Genomic DNA, 21,310 nt, shown 5'->3' on the forward strand with positions numbered 1-21,310 from the left:
AAGAAATGAACGCTGAAGACTCCTTGAAACTTGCTCGCCGGTTTATCGGGTTGCCCCTGGAAAAACGCCAGATGTTCCTCCAGGCGCTGCAAAAGGAAGGGATCGATTTTTCGCGTTTTCCGATTCCGGCCCAGGTCGAGGCCGAGGACCGTCAGGCGTTGTCCTACGCCCAGCAGCGCATGTGGTTTCTCTGGCAACTGGATCCGGCCAGCGCCGCCTACAACCTGCCGGGAGCGGTGCGCCTCAAGGGCCGATTGAGCCTGTCAGCCATCGAGCAGGCGTTTGCCAGCCTGGTCGCACGCCATGAAACCCTGCGCACGGTGTTCCAGCGCCAGGCCGATGAGCGCCTGTTGCAAGTGCCCTGCAAACCGGCGCTGGCGATTGAGCCATTGGACCTTGGCAACTTGCCAGCGGCCGAGCGCGAACAGGCCGTGATGGCCGCCGCCACCGCACAATCGCTGCAGCCCTTTGACCTGGCCACGGGCCCACTGCTGCGTGTGCAATTGCTCAAGCTTGCCGAGCAGGAGCATGTGTTGCTGTTGACCCTGCATCACATCGTCTCGGACGGCTGGTCGATGAACGTGCTGATCGACGAGTTCATCCGCTGCTATGACGCCTTTGAGCGCAACCAGGCGCCGCAACTGCCGGCCCTGCCGATCCAGTACAGCGACTATGCCCTGTGGCAGCGCCGCTGGCTCGAAGCCGGGGAGCAGGCGCGGCAACTGGATTACTGGCGAGAGCAGCTGGGCGATGAGCACCCAGTACTGGAGTTGCCCCTGGACTTTGCGCGCCCAGCCGTGGCCAGTCATCAGGGCCAACGCTATGAGTTCGCGGTGCCGGCGCCGCTGGCTGAGGGCGCGCGCTTGCTGGCGCGCCAGCAGAATGTGTCGTTGTTCACCGTGCTGCTGGCTGCATTCAAGATCCTGCTGTTTCGCTACACCGGCCAGACCGACCTGCGGGTGGGCGTGCCGATTGCCAACCGGCATCGCGGTGAAACCGAGGGTTTGATCGGCCTGTTCGTAAACACTCAAGTGATGGCCGCGCACGTCGATGGGCAGGCGCGGGCCAGTGACTTATTGCAGGTGCTCAAGGACGTGGTCAGCGGCGCCCAGGCCCATCAGGACCTGCCGTTCGAACGCCTGGTCGAAGCCCTCAAGCCGGAGCGCAGCCTGAGCCACACGCCGCTGTTCCAGGTGCTGTACAACCATCAGCCGCAGGTGGCTGATCTTGAGGCGCTGGTGCTGGAATCCGGCCTGTCCTTGAGCCTGGTGGAGTGGCAAAGCCGCACCACCCAATTCGACCTGAGCCTCGACACCTGGGAGCAGGGCGGCACCCTGCGGGCCGCACTGACCTTCGCCACCGACCTGTTCACGCCCGCCACCATCGAACGCATGGCCCGCCACTGGAGCAACTTGCTCGCTGGCATGGTCGACAACGTGCAGCAGCGCGTGGCCGAACTGCCGATGCTCGACGCTGCGCACTACCAGCAGCAGATCCATGACTGGAACGCCACAGCTTCTGAGTACCCGCAAGAGCGCAGCATCCATCGACTGATCGCCGAGCAGGTCGAGCGTCAACCGGATGCCCTGGCCCTGACCTACGGCGCCAAGACCCTGAGCTATCGCCAGCTGGACGGCCAGGCCAATCAACTGGCGCACCAGCTGATCGAGCTGGGCGTGGGCCCTGAAGTGCGGGTCGGCGTGGCCATGCAGCGTTCCGACGCGTTGATCGTCGCCTTGCTCGGGGTGCTCAAGGCCGGCGGCGCCTATGTGCCGCTGGACCCGGATTACCCCGCCGACCGCGTGGCCTACATGCTCGAAGACAGTCGCGCCCAGGTGCTGCTGACCGAGGCCGAGTTGCTCGCCGACTTGCCCCAGACGCAGGCCCGGGTGCTACTGATGGATCAACTGGCCGGCTATCCGCTGACAGCACCGGTCACCGCCGTGGCGCCCAATAATCTGGCCTACGTGATCTACACCTCCGGCTCCACCGGCAAGCCCAAAGGCGTGGCGATTGCCCATGGCAACGTACTGGCGCTGATCCACTGGTCGCAGCAGGTGTACAGCCGCGAAGATATCCAGGGCGTGCTGGCCTCGACCTCAGTGTGTTTTGACCTGTCGGTGTGGGAAATCTTCGTCACCCTGGCCAACGGCGGCTCGCTGATCCTCGCTCGCAATGCCCTGGAACTGCCCGACCTGCCGGCCCGCGACCAGGTGCGCCTGATCAACACCGTGCCGTCGGCGATCAATGCCTTGCAGCGCGCCGGGCAGATCCCCGAGAGCGTGCGCATCATTAACCTGGCCGGCGAGCCGCTCAAGCAATCCCTGGTGGACCGCCTCTACCAGCAGCCGTCGATCAAGCAGGTCTATGACCTGTATGGCCCGTCCGAAGACACCACCTATTCCACCTGGACGCCACGCGAAGCCTTGGGCCAGCCGAGTATTGGCCGACCGTTGAGCAACACCCAGGCCTACCTCCTCGACGCCGACCTGCAGCCCGTACCTACCGGGGCCGCTGCCGAGCTGCACCTGGCCGGCGCCGGGATCACCCGTGGCTATCTGGGCAAGGCAGCCTTGACCGCCGAAAAGTACGTGCCCAATCCTTTTTCCACCACCGGCGAGCGCCTGTACCGTACCGGCGACCTGACCCGCTATCGCGCCGATGGGGTGATCGAGTACGTCGGGCGTATCGACCATCAGGTGAAGATCCGTGGCCTGCGCATTGAGCTGGGGGAAATCGAGGCCCGTCTGCTCAGCCACCCACAGGTCAAGGAAGCGCTGGTGATTGCCCAGGATGGCCGCTTGCTGGTGGCCTATGTGGTACCGGCGACGATGCCTGAAGACCAGGGTGCGTTTGAGCAGACCCTGCGCGCGCATCTGGCCGAAACCCTGCCGCAATACATGCTGCCCACGGTAACCATGGCCTTGGCGCAATTCCCCGTGACCCCCAACGGCAAGCTGGACCGCAAGGCCTTGCCACGGGCCGGCGAGGCCAAGGTACAGGGCTTCAGCGCACCACAGGAGCCTCGGCAATTGCTGCTGGCCGGGATCTGGCAGGACATTCTTGGCCAGCCGCAGATTGGCCTGGATGACAACTTTTTCGAGCTGGGCGGCGACTCCATCGTCTCGATCCAGGTGGTCAGCCGCGCCCGCCAGGCCGGCTTGCAACTGGCGCCCAGCGACCTGTTCCGCCACCAGACCCTGCGCAGCCTGGCCGCCGCCGCCCGTGAAGTGTCGACACTGGCCATCGAGCAAGGCCCGGCCCAAGGCCCGGTGCTGCTGACCCCGGTGCAGCGATGGTTCTTTGCCCAGGACATTCCCGCCCGCCAGCACTGGAACCAATCGCTGCTGCTCACCCCGCGCCAGCCGATACAGGTCGCCGCACTGACCGCTGCGTTGCAGGCGTTGGTGGTACAACACGATGCCTTGCGCCTGCGTTTCGTCGAGGGTGGGCAGGGCTGGGAGCAAGCGCATGCGCAATCCACGACGGTGGAGCTATGGCAGCGCCAGGCCGCCAGCGTCGAGGCATTGCGCGAGCAGTGTGATCTGGCCCAGGCCAGCCTGGACCTGCAACACGGCCCGTTGATGCGGGCCTTGCTGGTGGACATGGCCGATGGCAGCCAGCGCCTGTTGTTGGTGCTGCATCACCTGGTGGTGGATGGGGTGTCCTGGCGTGTGCTGCTGGAAGACTTGCAGCGCGACTACGCCCAGGGCCTGGCCGGCGCACCGCTGACCACGCCGCACAAGACCAGTGCCTACCAGCAGTGGGCCGCGCGCCTGGACGACTACAGCCGCAGCCCGGCGCTGCTGGCCGAGTTAGCGTACTGGCGCGGGCAGTTGCAGGGCGCTGCCAGCGACTTGCCACGGGATAATCCCCACGGCCGGCAGACCCAGGCGGTGGCTGAACACATCCGCCTGCGCCTGGACCGTGAACACACCCGGCAACTGCTGCAACAGGCGCCAGCGGCCTACCGCACCCAGGTCAACGACCTGCTGCTGGCCGCCCTGGCCCGCACGATCTGCCAATGGACCGGCCACCCCTCGGCGCTGATCCAGCTCGAAGGCCATGGTCGCGAAGAGCTGTTCGATGATATCGACCTGACCCGCACCCTAGGCTGGTTCACCAGCCTCTACCCGCTGCGCCTGACCCCTGGCAACGAGCCGGGCGCGACCCTCAAGGCGATCAAGGAGCAATTGCGCCAGGTGCCCCGCAAAGGCATTGGCTACGGCGTGCTGCGCTACGGTGCTGCGGCTCAAGAGCTGGCGGCGCTGGCCCAGCCACGGATCACCTTCAACTACCTGGGGCAGTTCGACCAGCAGTTTGGCGATGATGCGCTGTTCGTACCGGCCAGCGAAGGCGGCGGCCAGGCCCAGAGCCCGGAGGCGCCCCTGGCCAACTGGCTGAGCGTGGAAGGGCGGGTGTACGCCGGCGAGCTGGAACTGGACTGGAGTTTCAGTGGCGAAGTCTACCGTCGCGAGACCATCCAGGCCCTGGTGGATCATTGCGCCCGGACATTGCACGAGCTGATCGCACACTGTCTCGACCCGCAGCAGGGCGGGGCCACGCCTTCGGACTTCCCGCTGGTCAGCCTCGACCAGGCACAACTGGAAGGCCTGGGCTTGCCCCTGACGCAGATCGAGGACCTCTATCCGCTGTCGCCCATGCAGCAGGGCATGCTGTTCCACAGTGCCTACGATGCCGGGGCTGGCGCCTATATCAACCAACTGCGCCTGACCATCGATGGCCTGGACGTGGAGCGGTTTGGCCAATGCTGGCAAGCGGTGCTGGAGCGCCACGAAGTACTGCGTGCGCGGTTTGTCTGGGAAGGCCAGGCACAGGCGTTGCAAGCGATCCAGCGTGCGGTGCAACTGCCGCTGACGGTGCTCGACGTCGCCCCCGACGACCTTGACCAACTGGCCCTTGAACAGCGTGAACAAGGTTTCGATCTGCACCAGGCGCCGTTGTTGCGCCTGGTGTTGGTGCCACTGGCGGCTCAGCGCTATGAACTGATCTACACCAGCCATCACATCCTGATGGACGGCTGGAGCAACGCGCAGTTGCTGGGCGAAGTCCTGCAACGTTACGCCGGGCAGGTGCCGGCGCCGGTCACCGGGCGCTATGCCGACTATGTGGGCTGGCTGCTGGCCCAGGACCCCCAGGCCAGCGAGCAATTCTGGAGCGCGCAACTGCAAGCACTGGCCGCGCCGACCCTGTTGGCCAACGCTCTGCCGGCGCCGCGCGGGGGCAGCGGTCAGGCCAGTCACCAGTTGCTGCTGGACGCCAGCACCACCGCGCGGCTGGGGGAGTTCGCGCGGCACCACAAGGTCACTTTCAACACCCTGCTGCAAGCGGCATGGGCGATTTTGCTGCAACGGTATTGCGGCCAGCCGAGCGTGGCCTTTGGCGCCACGGTGGCCGGGCGTCCGGCCCATTTGCCGGGGATCGAGCAGCAGGTCGGGCTGTTTATCAATACGTTGCCGATTATTTGCAGCCCGGAGGCCACCCAGAGCGTCGCCAGTTGGTTGCAACAGGTGCAGGCGCACAGTGTGGTCCTGCGCGAGCACGAGCACACACCGCTGTACGACATCCAGCGCTGGGCCGGGCAGCCGGGCAGCGCACTGTTCGACACCTTGCTGGTGTTCGAAAACTACCCGGTGTCCCAGGCGCTGCAAGCCGGCGCACCGGCCGGCTTGAGCTTCAGCGGGCTGCACAACCACGAGCAGACCAGCTATCCGCTGACCCTGGGCATCGAGTTGGGTGAAACCCTGAGCCTGGACTTCAGCTATGCCCGGGCCGCCTTCAGCCCGCAGCAAATACACACTATCGGCGCGAGCCTGTTGCAACTGCTTGAGCAGTTTGTCGAGGCGCACGGCCAGGCACTGGGCAACCTGAGCCTGCGCGATCCGGCCCTGGAGCGGGCGGCGGTGCAGCCGGCCGTCGACCCGTTGCTGGCGCACCAGCGTATCGAGCGCCGCGCTGCGGCGACCCCGGATGCCCTGGCCTTGATCAGCGGTGACGAGCGCTGGACCTATGCCGAGCTCAATCAGCGCGCCAACCGCCTGGCCCATCGCTTGCGCGAGCAGGGTGTAGTGCCCGGCCAGCGCGTCGGGCTGGCGGTGCGTCGCGGTGGGGCGATGATTGCCAGCCTGCTGGCGATCCTCAAGGCCGGCGCCGCCTATGTGCCGTTGGACCCTGATTACCCGGCCCAGCGCCTGGCCTACATGATTGATGACAGCGCCATGGACCTGCTGCTGCGCCAGCCCGGCGTGCTCGACGACGCCCTGGCCGATGCACGCGTGCCGTGCCTGCTGCTCGACGGATCGGAGCGCGACTATCCGTGCACCAACCTCGCCAACCTGGCGCTGGCCGAGCACCTGGCCTACGTGATCTACACCTCCGGCTCCACCGGGCAGCCCAAGGGGGTGTCCATCGCCCATGGCGCGCTGCGCGAGTTCTGCACGATAGCCGCCGAGTACTCGCAACTCACCCCTCAGGAGCGGGTGCTGCAATTCGCCACATTCAGCTTCGACGGGTTTGTCGAGCAATGCTTCCCGCCGCTGTGCGAAGGCGCCTGCCTGGTGCTGCGCGGTGACGACACCTGGGACACCGTGACCCTGTACGAGCAGATCATCGAGCACGGCGTGACCCTGGCCGACTTGCCGGCGGCGTACTGGTTCCTGCTGGCCCAGGACTGGGCCGCCGACCCGCAGCGCAGTCGCGGGCAACTGCGCCAGGTGCATGTGGGGGGCGAGGCGATGTCGGTGGAAGGGCTCAAGCTCTGGCACGCCGCAGGCCTAGGCGGCGTGCGCTTGCTCAACACCTATGGCCCGACCGAAGCCACGGTGGTATCCAGCACCCACCTGTGCCAACTGATGGATGCCGACGCGGCCAATGGTGTGCCGATTGGCAGTGCCTTGCCGGGTCGGGCGCTGTATGTGCTCGATCGCGACGCCAACCCACTGCCCGATGACGTGGTCGGTGAGTTGTGCATTGCCGCTTGCGAGGGCTTGGCCCAGGGTTATCACCAGCGTGCGGCACTGACTGCCGAGCGTTTCATTCCCGACCCATTCGCCGCTGTGGCCGGCAGCCGCGTGTACCGCAGTGGCGACCTGGCGCGACGCGACGCGGCGGGGGTGGTGCATTACTGTGGGCGGATCGACCACCAGGTGAAGATCCGTGGTTTCCGTATCGAACTTGGCGAAATCGAATCGCGCCTGTTGCAACAGCCCGGTGTACGTGACGCGGTAGTCCTGGCCCATCAGGGCGCGAGCGCGCAGCAACTGGTGGCCTATATCGTGCCGGCGCAGGCCGAGCCTGGGTTGCGCGAGCGCCTCAAGGCCAGTCTCAAGACGAACATGCCGGACTACATGGTGCCGACCTACTGGATGCTGCTCGACCACTTGCCGCTGACCCCCAACGGCAAGCTCGACCGCAAGGCCCTGCCCAAGCCGGACGCCAGCCTGTTGCAGCGGGACTATGTGGCGCCGGTCACCGCCGTGCAGCAGCAATTGGCGGCTATCTGGCAAGCAGTGTTGAACCTGCCGCGGGTGGGGCTTGGCGACAACTTCTTCGAGCTGGGCGGTGATTCGATCCTGTCCATGCAGGTGGTCAGCCGAGCCCGTCAGGCGGGGCTGCACTTCACTGCCAGGGCGTTGTTCGAGCAGCAGACCATTCAAGGCCTGGCCAGTGTCACCCGCAGTGGCGATGGCCTGCCGAGCATCGACCAGGGCCCGGTGGTCGGTGGCATGCCGTTGCTGGCGGTGCAGCAGGTATTTTTTGACGAGGATATTCCCCAGCGCCAGCACTGGAACCAGTCGGTACTGTTGACGCCCCGCCAGCCCCTGGACGGGGCGCGACTTGCCCAGGCCTTGCAGGTGCTGGTCGCCCATCACGATGCGCTGCGCCTGAACTTCCAGCACGACGGCGCGCAGTGGCTCGCCAGCCACGGCGCGGCGTCAACCCAGGAACTGCTCTGGCAGCACCGGGTCAATCACGACGCCGAGCTTCAGGCGCTGGCCGACCAGGCCCAGGCCAGCCTGGACCTGCAACAAGGTCCGCTGCTGCGCGCGGCGTTGTTCGACAAGGCCGATGGCAGCCAGCGCCTGCTGGTGATCATCCATCACCTGGTGGTCGACGGCGTGTCCTGGCGCGTCCTCCTGCAAGACCTGCAGGACGCTTACCGCCAGCCCACCGTGAGCTTGCCGGCCAAGACCACCGCGTTCAAAACCTGGGCCGAGCAACTGCAAGGTCTTGCCCGCAGTCCCGCGCTACACACCGAGGTTGCGTTCTGGCAAGCACTACACGGCACCGACAACCACCTGCCGGGCGCCAGGGTGGACGCCAGCCTGCGCAGCCGCGACGGCATTACGCTGGATACGCGCCTGGACGCCGACCTGACCCGGCGCCTGTTGCAGGACGCACCAGCGGCCTATCGCACCCAGGTCAATGACCTGCTGCTGACGGCATTGGCGCGGGTCATCACGCGCTGGACCGGGCGCCGTGAAGTGTTGATCCAGCTCGAAGGCCATGGCCGTGAAGAGCTGTTCGACCACCTGGACCTGACCCGCACCGTGGGTTGGTTCACCAGCCTGTTCCCGGTACGCCTGGTACCCGCCGAGGCGCTGGACGATTCGATCAAGCAGGTCAAGGAGCAATTGCGCGCCATCCCCAATCGGGGCGTGGGTTTTGGCGCCTTGCGTTACCTGGGCGACGCATCGGTGCGGCACACCCTGGCGGCACTGCCGGTGCCGCGTATCACCTTCAACTACCTGGGCCAGTTCGACAGTAGCCTTGAAGGCGAGCACACCGCACTGTTCGTACCCAGTGGCGAACGTGCCGGGCTTGAGCAGCACCCGGACGCGCCGCTGGGCAACTGGCTGGCCCTTAACGGGCAGGTGTTCGACGGCGAGTTGTGCCTGGGCTGGACCTTCAGCCAGCAGATGTTCGACGCCGCCACCATCCAGCCCCTGGCCGACGCCCTGGCCTCGGAGCTCAAGGCGCTGATTGAACACTGCACGAGCGCCGGCCATCACGGCGTGACCCCATCGGACTTCCCGCTGGCGGCGTTGACCCAGGTGCAAGTGGATACCCTGGCCGACGCCTGCGACGCCATCGAGGATATTTATCCGCTGTCGGCCATGCAGCAGGGCATGTTGTTCCACAGCCTGCTGGAGCAAGGCGGCGGCGAGTATGTCAACCAGATGCAGGTCAGCATCGACGGCCTCGATCCCGAACGCTTCCGGGCGGCGTGGCAGGCGGTGGTCGATGCTCATCCTATCCTGCGCACCGCCTTTGCCTGGCAGGGTGGTTTGCCGCAACCGGTGCAGGTGGTGCACAAGCAGCTTGAAGTACCGTTCAGCGTGCTCGACTGGCGTGAACGCAGCGACCAGCCACAGGCGCTGCAAGCGCTGGCCGCCGCCGAGCTGGCCCAGGGTTTTGACCTGAACCAGCCCGGGTTGTTGCGCCTGGTGCTGGTGCGCCTGGACGCGCGTCGTTGCGAATTGTTGTACACCCACCACCACATCCTGATGGATGGCTGGAGCAACTCCCAGCTGTTGGGCGAGGTGCTGCAACGCTATGACGGCCAGGTGCCGACGCCGTCGGTGGGGCGCTATCGCGATTACATCGCCTGGCTGCAACGCCAGGATCAGCAGGCTGGCCAACAGTTCTGGCGCACCAACCTGGCGGCACTGGAAGAGCCGACTCTGCTGGCCCAGGCGGTCAGCGACCCGGCGCAGGCGCTGGCCGGTGGTCATGGCGATCATTACCTGACGCTGGATGTGGCGCAAACCCGCCGCCTGGGCGAGTTTGCCCGCCAGCAGAAAGTCACCCCCAACACCCTGGTGCAGGCCGCATGGCTGTTGCTGTTGCAGCGTTATACCGGGCAGGACAGTGTAGCCTTTGGCGCCACGGTCGCCGGTCGCCCGGCTGACCTGGCGGGTATCGAGCAGCAGGTTGGCCTGTTCATCAACACTTTGCCGGTGATTGCCAGCCCGCGTGCCGAGCACACGGTCAGCCAATGGCTGCACGCCGTACAGGAGCAAAACCTGGCCCTGCGCGAGCATGAGCACACGCCGTTGTTCGATATCCAGCGCTGGGCCGGGCACAGTGGTGACGCGCTGTTCGACAGCCTGCTGGTATTTGAAAACTACCCGGTGGCCGCAACCCTCAAGCGTGGCGCACCCCAGGGGCTGGTGTTCGGTGAGGTGCGCAGTGTCGAGCAGACCAACTATCCGTTGAGCCTGCTGGTCAGCCTGGGGGAAACCCTGACCGTGCATTTGCGCTTCATCCACGCCCATTTCAGCGTGGGCACCATCGATGAACTCAGCGAGCATTTCAGCCGCCTGCTGTTGGGCATGCTCGATCAGCCCGAACTGGCGCTGGGTGACTTGTCGATGCAAGGTGCGGCCCGTCAACGACAGGTGGTTGCGCAATGGAATCCACCGGCGGTCGATTACCCGCGCGAGCAGTGCATTCATCAATTGTTCGAAGCCCAGGCCAAGCGGGCCCCCGAGGCCGTCGCGCTGGTGTTTGGCCAACAATCGCTGACCTATGCCGAGCTTAATCAGCAGGCCAACCAACTGGCGCATCGGTTGCTGGCCGAAGGTGTCGGGCCGGATCGTCTGGTGGGGATTGCGGTGGAGCGCGGCTTGCCGATGATCATCAGCCTGCTGGCGATCCTCAAGGCCGGTGGCGCCTACGTGCCGCTGGACCCGGCTTACCCGGCCGATCGCCTGGCGTACATGATGCAAGACAGCGGCCTGAGGTTATTGATTACCCAGGCGCCGCTGCTTGGTTCGCTACCGATTCCGGGCGGCGTGCAGGCGCTGGTGCTGGAGGGCGAGGCGGGCTGGTTCGCCGGTTACCCGAGCCACAACCCACCGGCGTCGGCCGGGCCGGACAACCTGGCCTATGCGATCTACACCTCCGGTTCCACCGGCAAGCCCAAAGGCGTGATGGTGCCCCATGGCGCCCTCGGCAATTTCATTGCGAGCATGGCCCGCGAGCCGGGGCTTGCGGCGGGTGAACGGATCCTCTCGCTGACCACGTTCTCGTTCGATATCTTCGGCCTGGAGATCTACCTGCCGCTGACTGTCGGCGCCTGTGCGGTGCTGGTGGACAAAGACACCACCCTCGATCCGGACGCGATCCTCAGCACCGTCGCGAGCCAGCGCGTCAACACCCTGCAAGCCACGCCCTCGACCTGGCGCATGTTGCTCGACAGCCCGCAGGTGGCGGCGTTGCAGGGTTGTACCTTGCTCTGCGGTGGCGAAGCCCTGGCCGACGAACTGGCGGCACGCATGCTCGCCCTCGGCGGCGCGGTGTGGAACCTCTATGGCCCGACCGAGACCACCATCTGGTCGGCAGCCCACCGCCTCGACGGCCAGCCATGGCTGGGGCGGCCAATCGATAACACCGCGTTGTACATCCTCAGCCAGGACGGTGCGTTGGCCCCGGTCGGCGTGCCCGGCGAGTTGTTGATCGGCGGCGATGGCCTGGCGCGCGGCTACTTCCAGCGTCCAGGCCTGACTGCCGAGCGCTTCTTGCCCGACCCATTCGGTGCGCCCGGCCAGCGCCTGTATCGCACCGGCGACCTGGCGCGCTACCGCGCCGAAGGGGTGATCGAATACCTCGGGCGCCTGGACCACCAGGTGAAAATCCGTGGCTTTCGCATCGAACTGGGGGAAATCGAGGCGCGCATCCAGTCCCAGGACGCTGTGCGGGAAGCGGCGGTGCTGGCCCTGGACGGGCCCAGCGGGCCACAACTGGTGGGCTATGTGGTACTCGCCGAACCTAGCGATAGCCCCGAACGGCACGCGGCGTTGCGCGAGTCGATCAAGGCCGGCCTCAAGCAGCACCTGGCCGACTACATGGTCCCGGCGCACCTGGTGTTTGTCACGCAGATGCCCCTGACCCCCAACGGCAAGCTGGACCGCAAGGCCCTGCCGGCGCCGGACGTCAGCCAAATGCAACGGGCCTATGTGGCACCGGCCTCGCCGCTCGAGCAGCAACTGGCCGAAATCTGGCAGCAAGTGCTCAAGGTCGAGCGTATCGGGCTTGGCGACAACTTCTTCGACCTGGGCGGGCACTCTCTGCAGGTGGTGGTGATGCTGTCTCGCGTGCGCGCGGTGCTTGGGGTGGACGTGGCGGTGAAGGACTTTTATGCCCAGGACAGCCTTGGGGCGTTGGCCAAAACCCTGGCCGACGCGGCCCAGGGCGATGGCCTGGCCGATGACTTTGACCTGATCTTCGATGCCCTCGATGAGCTGGAGCAGGAAAACCTGGAGGAAAGCAATGCTTAACAAAACTGCGGAACTGGTGGCGCGCATCAAGGACTTGAGCGCACCCAAGCGCGCGCAACTGTTCAGCAAGCTGGAACAACAGGGGGTCAATGTCGCGCGTTTCCCGATTGTGCCGGCCAGCGAGACCGGGCCCCAGGCCCTGTCGTATGCCCAGCAGCGGCAATGGTTCCTCTGGCAGTTCGCCCCCCTGGGCAGTGCCTACAACATCTGCGCGGCCCTGCGTTTGAAGGGCGAACTGGATGTCGAGGCGCTGCAATGCAGCCTGTCGCAGGTGCTGGCGCGTCATGAAGGGCTGCGCGCCGGGTTTGTGCAAGAGGATGAGCGGGTGCGGTGCATCATTCGGCCGATTGACGCGCTGGAACTTGCGGTACAGGACGCTGCGGCGGGCGACCCCGAGTCTGTCATCAAGGCGTTTGTCCAGGTGCAGAGCAGCCAGCCGTTCGATCTGGAACACGATCTGTTATTGCGTGCCGCAATGTTGCGCCTGGCGGACGATGAGCATGTGCTGGTGCTGACGTTGCACCACATCATCACCGATGGCTGGTCGATGCAGATCATGATCGATGAGCTACTGGCGCTGTACATCGCCCAGGTCACGGGCACGCCATGCGCGTTGCCGGCGCCGGTCATCCAGTACGCCGACTATGCCGCCTGGCAGCGGCAATGGCTGGAGGCCGGGGAAGGGCGCCGGCAGCTGGATTACTGGCGTGGCAAACTGGGTACAGAGCACGTCCTGCTTGAGCTGCCGGTGGATCGCCCGCGCCTGGGGCCGCCGGACCAGCAGGGTGCGACGCTGCCGCTGGCGTTGGACCGCGCCCTGAGCGATGGCCTCAAGGGCCTGGCGCAGCAGCAAGGGGTGAGCCCGTTCATGTTGCTGTTGGCGTCGTTCCAGGTGCTGTTGCACCGTTACAGCGGCCAGTCGGATATCCGCGTCGGCGTGCCCACCGCCAACCGCAACCGCGCCGAGACGGAGCGGGTCATCGGCTTTTTCGTCAACACCCAGGTGATGCAGGCCACGCTCGACAGCCAGCAGCCGTTTGCGGACTTTGTGCAGACCGTCAAGGCCGCCGCCCACGAGGCCCAGACCTGGCAGGACCTGCCGTTCGAGCAGTTGGTGGAGGCGCTGCAACCCGAGCGCAACAGCCTGCACACGCCGTTGTTCCAGGTCATGTTCAACCACCAGATGGAAGCTGGCCGGTTTGCCGATGGCCAGCCCCTGGGCGGGTTGCTGTGCACCCCGGTCGACTCGGAAAACCGCAGTGCGCCGTTTGACCTGACCCTCAATACCTTCGACGGGCCCGATGGCTTGTCGGCGGCTCTTACCTATGCCACCGACATCTTTGACGCCTCGACTGTCGAGCGCCTGGCGCGGCACTGGCAGGCCTTGTTGCAGGGCATGCTCGATGACCCCCGCCAGCGCATTGGCCAACTACCGATGCTTACCGCCGCCGAACAACGCCTGGCGCTGCAAAGCTGGAACAGCAGCACCGCCGACTACCCTCGCCACAGCGCCATCCATCAGTTGATCGAGGCCCAGGCCACCCGTATTCCGGACGCTGTGGCGTTGGTGTTTGATACACAGTCGTTGACCTTTGCCCAGCTCAACCAGCAGGCCAACCGCCTGGCCCATCGTTTGATCGAAGCCGGCGTGGGCCCGGATGTGCTGGTGGGCATCGCGGTGCAGCGCAGCGTCGACCTGGTGGTCGGGCTGCTGGCGATTCTCAAGGCTGGTGGTGCCTACATCCCGCTGGATCCGGCGTATCCCGAGGATCGCCTGGCCTACATGATGCAAGACAGCGGCCTGGCCCTGCTGCTGACCCAGGCACCGTTGCTCGCGCGCTTGCCGATCCCGGCCGGGGTCAGTGCGCTGGTCCTGGACCAGCCGGGTGCGTGGCTCGATGGTTACAGCTGCGAAAACCCACTGCCGCGCAGCACCACCGAACACCTGGCCTACGTGATCTACACCTCCGGCTCCACCGGCAAGCCCAAAGGGGTGATGGTGCGCCATGGCGCGCTGACCAATTTTGTGTGCAGCATGGCCCGTCAGCCGGGGTTGCACGCCCAGGACCGGTTACTGTCGCTGACCACCTTCTCGTTCGATATTTTCGGCCTGGAAATCTACGGGCCGCTGCTGGTCGGCGCGACCCTGGTGCTGACCGGGCAGGACATCAACCTCGACCCGCAAGCCTTGCTGGCCCTGGTCAAGCAGCAGCGCATCAGCGTGTTGCAGGCCACGCCTTCCACGTGGCGCATGCTGCTCGATCACCCCCAGGCCGACGCCCTCAAGGGCTGCAAACTATTGTGCGGCGGTGAGGCGCTGCCCCTGGAGCTGGCGACCCGACTTTTGGCGCTCTCGCCCCAGGTGTGGAACCTCTACGGGCCGACCGAAACCACCATCTGGTCGGCGCAGTACCCACTCACGCCGACCCAGCCACAGCCGTGGCTCGGCGGGCCGATTGCCAATACCAGCCTGTATATTCTCGACGATAACCTGGCGCCGGTGCCGGTCGGGGTCGCCGGCGAATTGTTGATTGGCGGCGACGGCCTGGCGCGGGGTTATTTCCAGCGGCCGGCACTCACCGCCGAACGCTTCTTGCCTGACCCATTTGGTGCGCCCGGCGCGCGCCTGTATCGCACCGGCGACCTGGCGCGCTACCGCGCGGACGGGGTGATCGAGTACATCGGCCGCGTGGACCATCAGGTGAAAATCCGTGGGTTGCGGATCGAACTGGGGGAAATCGAAGCGCGGCTGTTGGAGCAACCGCCAGTGCGCGAAGCCGCCGTGGTGGTGCGGGACGTCGCTGGCCATCCGCAGTTGGTGGCGTACGTGGTTGCCGTGCAAGCGGTGAGCGATGAGCAGGCGCTGCGTGAGGCGTGCAAGCGTCAGCTCAAGGGCGACCTGCCGGAGTACATGGTGCCCAGCCATTGGGTCTTCCTCGACAGCCTGCCGCTGACTCCCAACGGCAAACTCGACCGCAAAGTGTTGCCGGCGCCGGATGCCAGCGCCTTGCAGCAACACTACATCGCGCCGCGCAACGCCCTGGAGCAGCAGATCGCCGAGGTCTGGCAGCAGGTGCTGGGCCTGGCGCAAGTGGGGGTGAGCGACAACTTCTTCGAGCTCGGCGGGCACTCGCTGCTGGCCACCCAGGTGATCGCGCGACTCAAGCAAACCCTGGCCAGCAACCCAGGCTTGCGTGACCTGTTCAACGCTCCGGTGCTGGAAGATTTTGCCGCATTGCTGGCAAGCCGTTCGGCTGTGCAGCCGGCGCAAATCGCCTTGCACGCCCATGGCCCGCGCAGCACTGCGCCGTTGTCCCTGGCCCAGCGTCGCTTGTGGGTGGCCGAGCAGTTCTCGGCCGGCAACGGCGCGTATGGCATGCCCTTGGCGTTGCGCTTGCGTGGCGAAGTCTCGCTGGCGTTGTTGATCGCAAGCCTCAAGTGTGTGGTGCAACGCCATGAGGTGCTGCGTACCGCCTATGTCGCCGACGATGACGGCGATCCACTGGCGGTGATCGCGCCTGAAGTGAATGTGGACTTCGCCGTGGTCGACCTGTCGCACCTGGACCGCATCGAACAGGAAGCCCAGGTCGCCCAGGCCACACTGGACAATACCCGGCGCCCGATCAACCTGGCGCAGGCGCCGTTGTTCCGTGGGCAGATCCTGCGCCTGGGCGCCCATGAACATGTGCTGCTGTATTCGATGCACCACATCATTTCCGATGGTTGGTCGATGGCGGTGCTGGTGGGTGAACTGGTGCAACACTACGCCGCCCTCAAGCAGGGGCGTGGCATCGATCTGCCGCCGCTGCCGGTGCAATACAGCGACTATGCGCAATGGCAACTGGCGCTGGAGCAGGCCGGGGTATTGCAGCAACAGGCCGGCTACTGGAAGGACGCCCTGGCCGGTCACCCTGGGCAACTGCTGCTACCGACAGACTTTGCGCGGCCGCCGATGCCGTCGTTCGAGGGCTCCAGCGAGTCATTCAGCGTGCCGCCGGCGTTGGGCGAGGCACTGAAAAGCCTGTCCGCACGCCAGGGTGTCACGCCTTACACTACGTTGTTGGCCGCATTCCAGGTGTTGCTGCACCGCCTCGCCGCCAGCGACGACCTGCTGGTGGGTGCCGATGTGGCGGGGCGCCAGCATGCCGAGCTGGAAGGCTTGATTGGTTTCTTCGTCAATATCCTGCCCCTGCGCTCGCGCTTCGACGCCCGGGCGCGCTTCAGCGATTTCCTCGCCGCGGCCCGGGAAACCTCCCTGAGTGCCTTCGAACACCAGGACCTGCCCCTGGACATGATCGCCGAAGCCAGCAACGTGCCGCGCCACAAGGGTTTCAACCCCTTGGTGCAAGTGCTGTTCGTGATGAACAACCTGCCGGTGCACAGCGCGGGCCTGGCGGACATTGCGGTGGAAATGGTGCCCAGCCTGGGCGGCTATTCCAAGTTCGATATGGCGTTGTTTATCGACGAAGACCACGGCCAGTGGCAGGGCACCTGGCAGTACGCCAATGACTTATTCAAACAAGAGCGCATCACCGAACTTGTGAGCGCCTGGATGGGAATTCTTCAACAGATTGTCATGGATCCAGACATCCGATTAGGGGACATCATCATGCCGTCGAATACCGCTGTTGCTCCTGCCGCACCTGCCAGCCCGAAGGCCGACAAGCTGGGTAAGTTCCTCAAGAAACCATCTAGCCCGGTGGCCAGGGCCCCGCTGCCGGCGATGCGTGAATCGCTGTTGAACACCGACCAGGTGTTCCCGTTGCTGATGGAACCCAACGACCCGGGGCTCGACCTGGTGACCTGGGTCCAGGCCAATCGCGCCCTGGTCGAAGAGAAACTCGCGCGGCATGCGGGGATCCTGTTCCGAGGCTTCGCCATGCGTGACATCCACGACTTCGAGGCCTTTGCCGAAGCCGTCCAGCCGGGCCTGTATGGCCAGTACGGCGACTTGCCGAAGAAAGAGGGCGGCAAGAACACCTATCGCTCCACACCTTACCCGGAAAAGAAAATGATCCTGTTCCATAACGAGAGCTCGCACCAGGATCGTTGGCCGCGCAAGCAGCTGTTTTTCTGTGAGCAACCGTCGCCCGTGGGCGGGGCCACGCCGGTGGTCGATTGCCGGCAGATGTACCTGCGTTTGCCGCAAGCGTTGCGCGATACCTTCGAAAGCAAGGGCCTGCTGTATGTGCGCACCTTTGCCGACAAGCTCGACGTGTCCTGGCAGCATTTTTTCAAGACCGAAGACCGCGCCCAGGTCGAGCAGCGTTGCGCGCTGGCTGGCATCCAGTGGACCTGGCTGGACAACGACGAACTGCAGATCCGCACCCCGTGCCCGGCGATCATCACCCACCCGAGCACCGGCGAGAAAACCTTCTTCAACCAGGTGCAACTGCACCATATCTACTGCCTGGACCCCGATGTGCGCGACGACTTGCTGGGCCTGTTCGGCCCCGAGCGGATGCCGCGCCACGTGTACTACGGCGACGGCAGCCCGATTGAAGACGCGGTGATGCAGCAACTGGGCGAACTCTACGAGGCCTGTGCGGTGCGCTTTGACTGGCGCAAGGGCGATGTGATCCTGCTGGACAACATGCTCGCCGCCCACGCTCGCGACCCCTTTGAAGGCCCACGCAAAATCGTCGTGGCCATGGGCGAAATGATCGAACGGCGCGACCTGGAAACGGTAGTGCCCTCCACACGTATGCAAACTGAAGGGACTGACGCATGAGTACGCTTAACGATGCAGGCCTGGCGCTGCTCGCCGAACAGCAGCAGCGGGTGCTGGACGCCCAGGGCGGCGCGAGCTGGGGCGATATTGCGCACCTGCTGTCTATCCAGATCAGCGGCGCGCTCGATGTGCCACGGCTGCAAGCGGCGTTTAGTGGGTTGCGCCAGCGTCACACAGCCCTCGCGGCACGTTTGGCGACCGCGCCCGGTTACCGTGGCCTGCGGCAGTTCTTTGATGCCGGGGCGGCGAATGGGGCACTGGCGGTGGATGAGTCCAGTAACACCGCGCAGGTCCTGGCGCTGTGGTGTCAGCGCCCGGTGAGCTTGGCGTCCGGGGTGTTTTTTGAGGGCCTGTTGCAGCGTATCGACATGCAGCACTGGCAACTGACCCTGGGCCTGGCGGGTTTTATCGGCGACCAGGCCAGCCTGGCAATTCTCTATCAAGACCTGTGCACAGCCTATGAGCAGGGCAGTTGCAGTGTGGACGAGGAACTGGGGCAGTTTGCCCAGTACCTGGAATGGCACGCAGAAGTGGTGCTTGACGAAGACGCGGATACCGCCAAGGCCTATTGGCAAACCTACCTGGCGGGCGCTGGCGCGCTGGCGCCGGACTTGCCGGGCCGCTACGCCAATACCGTGCAGGGCAAGGCCGTTGGGCAGTCCCTGAGTACCGACCTTGACCCGCGCGTGTTGGCGCGCCTGGGCCAGTTGGCGACCCAGCACGGCACCCAGGTGACCACGCTCTTGCAAGCCGCCTGGTGGGTGCTGCTGGCGCGGATCAGCGGGCGCGAAGGTTTTGTCGCAGGCCTGCGGCATGACGCGCGCGCGGACTATGAGTTCTTCGCGCCGACCGTGGGCCTGTTGCAAAGAACCCTGGCGCTGCACCTCGACCTGGCGCCGACGGCCTCGTTCAGCAGCGTCCTGGCGCAGTTGGCGGGGGTGCTGGACAGCCATGGCACCTGGCAGGAATATGCGCCGCTCGACGCTGGCCTGCCGCTGACCCATGGCTTTGGCGTGCGCCGCCAGCCGGCAGCGCGCGCAGTGGGGGCATGCACTTGGAGTGGCGCCTACAGTGCTGATCTGCGGCCGCTGTTTGAACTGGCGCTGAATGTCGATGTGGAGGAGGGCGGCGCGGTTACCGGGCTGTCGCTGGACTATGCCGCCGCCGTGTACAGCCAGGCATCGATGCACACGCTGCTGGCGCAGTATCAAGTGCTGCTGGCCAGTGTGCTGGAGCAGCCGGACGCGGCCATCGCTACCTTGAGCCTGTTGGGGGAAGCGGAGCGCCAACGCTTGCTGGCATTCAATCCTGCGACCCAAGTGCTGGAAGAGCGGGTGCTGTTGCCCGAGCATATTCTCAATTGGGCCGAAATCACCCCGGATGCGCTGGCGTTGGTGGCGGGTGGGCAATCGTTGAGCTATGCCGGGCTGGACGCCGGTGTGCGCCAACTGGCCGGCCGTCTGCGCCAGCACGGCGTTACTGCGGGCGGTATCGTCGCCCTGGCGTTGCCGCGCGGCGTGGCCCAGGTGCTGACCATTCTTGCCACCTGGCGCACAGGGGCCGCCTACCTGCCGCTGGACCCCAGCTGGCCCGCGGCCCGCCAGGCCCAACTGGTGGCGCAGGCCGGCGCGCAACTGCTGGTCACCCAGGGCGCGGCGCCGGATGGATTGGGCTGTGCGGTGCTGGATCTCGATCAACCGGTGCAGCAGCCGTTGCCGGAAGGGCCGAGCGCGAACCTGCAAGGCCAGGACGCGGCCTATGTGCTGTTTACCTCCGGCACCACCGGTGTACCCAAGGGCGTGGTGGTTGAGCATCGGCAATTGCTCAACTATGTCGCGGGTGTCAGCGGTGAGCTGGACCTGGCCGCCTGCCGGCACTTCGCTCAGGGCTCAACCGTCGCCGCCGACCTGGGCAATACCAGCCTGTTTGGTGCGTTGTACAACGGCGCCACCTTGCATATCGCTGATGAAGCCACGATGCAGGATCCGCAGGCGTTTGCAGCGTTTATCCAGACCCAGGGCATCGACTGTCTGAAAATCGTCCCGTCCCATCTTGCGGCCTTGCTCGAAGCACCGCAGCCGACAGTACCGGCGACCCTGATCCTCGGCGGCGAGGCCATCGGCCAGGGGTTGGTTGCGCGCATCTTCAACCTGCGCGCCGATTGCCGCCTGTTCAATCACTACGGCCCCACCGAAACCACCGTCGGCGTCGCCGTGCATGGGATCAGCCCGGACGACTTGCAGCAGATGGCGATTGCCCTGACTCGGGTGCTGCCAAACAACCAGTTGTACATCCTCAACGAGGACCAGCAACTGGTGGCCAGCGGTGAACTGGGTGAGCTGTATATCGGCGGCCAGCAATTGTGCCGAGGCTACCTGAATGACCCGGTGCAGACCGATGCCGCGTTTATCAGCAGTCCGTTCGTCCCTGGCGAGCGCCTGTACCGTAGCGGCGACCTGGCCCGTTACCTGCCCCAAGGCGGCATCGCCCTGTATGGCCGGCGCGACCACCAGGTGAAGGTGCGCGGGTTCCGTATCGAACTGGCAGAGATCGAACAACACCTGCTGCGTGCCCCAGGAGTGAGTGAAGCCGTGGTGCTGCTGGCGCAGGATGAGCCGGTAGCCTTTGTACTGCCGAGGCAGGACGCGCCAGCGCACTGGCTGCAAACCCTCAAGCAGCACATGGCCGAGCACTTGCCGGCGGTGATGGTGCCGCGTCAGTACCAAGTGGTGCAGCACATGCCCCGCCTGGGCAATGGCAAAGTCGATCGCCAGGCCTTGCAGCGCCTGGAGCCCATCGATGAAGACGACAACTTCGCCGAACCCCAGGACGCCCTCGAAGCCTTGCTGGCCAGCCGCATGGCCCAGTTGCTGGGTCGTGACCGCCTGGGCCGCGACCGCGACTTTTTTGCCGCCGGTGGCCATTCGCTGCTGGTGATCAAGCTGGTGGCGGGGATTCGCAAACTGCTGCACTGCGAAGTCCATCCCGGCATCGTGTTCGACCACCCAAGCCCCGGCGAGCTGGCCCAGGCCCTGCGCGCCCAGGAAGACAGCCCTGGCCAACTGGAGAAACTGGCCCAGGCACGTTTGCGCCTGGATGCATTGAGCCCAGAGGAGAAGGCCGCGTTGCTGGAGAAGGCGCGCCAACAGGCGGCAGTGCAGAGCTGAGACGGTTGCGGGCGCTGGCGGTCAGTCAGCGCCCGCACGTTTTATGCTGTTGCGAACGATTCTCATAAATTGTAGTCTAGCGCCCCCTATGTGTGCCCTGCACACGGATG

The 21,310-nt window shown here is 65.4% G+C and carries 3 protein-coding genes; all 3 read left to right on the top strand.

All coding sequences use genetic code 11. The features are described from left to right. The first annotated feature begins 5 nt into the window (after positions 1-5). Genes HBO05_RS24825 through HBO05_RS24835 form a run of 3 tightly spaced genes read left to right on the top strand, consistent with a single transcriptional unit; the run spans position 6 to position 21,200 of the window. Complete coding sequence (locus HBO05_RS24825; RefSeq protein WP_172314465.1) at positions 6-12,302, top strand: non-ribosomal peptide synthase/polyketide synthase; 12,297 nt, start codon at positions 6-8, stop codon at positions 12,300-12,302. Next, positions 12,295-18,033, top strand: a complete 5,739-nt coding sequence (locus HBO05_RS24830; RefSeq protein ID WP_262381460.1) for a non-ribosomal peptide synthetase — start codon at positions 12,295-12,297, stop codon at positions 18,031-18,033. The genes HBO05_RS24825 and HBO05_RS24830 overlap by 8 nt, the downstream gene beginning before the upstream one ends. Further along, entirely contained in the window at positions 18,030-21,200 is a 3,171-nt protein-coding gene (locus HBO05_RS24835; RefSeq protein ID WP_172314469.1) for a non-ribosomal peptide synthetase, read from the top strand. The genes HBO05_RS24830 and HBO05_RS24835 overlap by 4 nt, the downstream gene beginning before the upstream one ends. Positions 21,201-21,310 lie beyond the last annotated feature (110 nt).

The sequence above is a fragment of the Pseudomonas sp. WS 5079 genome (assembly GCF_012985465.1).
Classification (GTDB): domain Bacteria; phylum Pseudomonadota; class Gammaproteobacteria; order Pseudomonadales; family Pseudomonadaceae; genus Aquipseudomonas.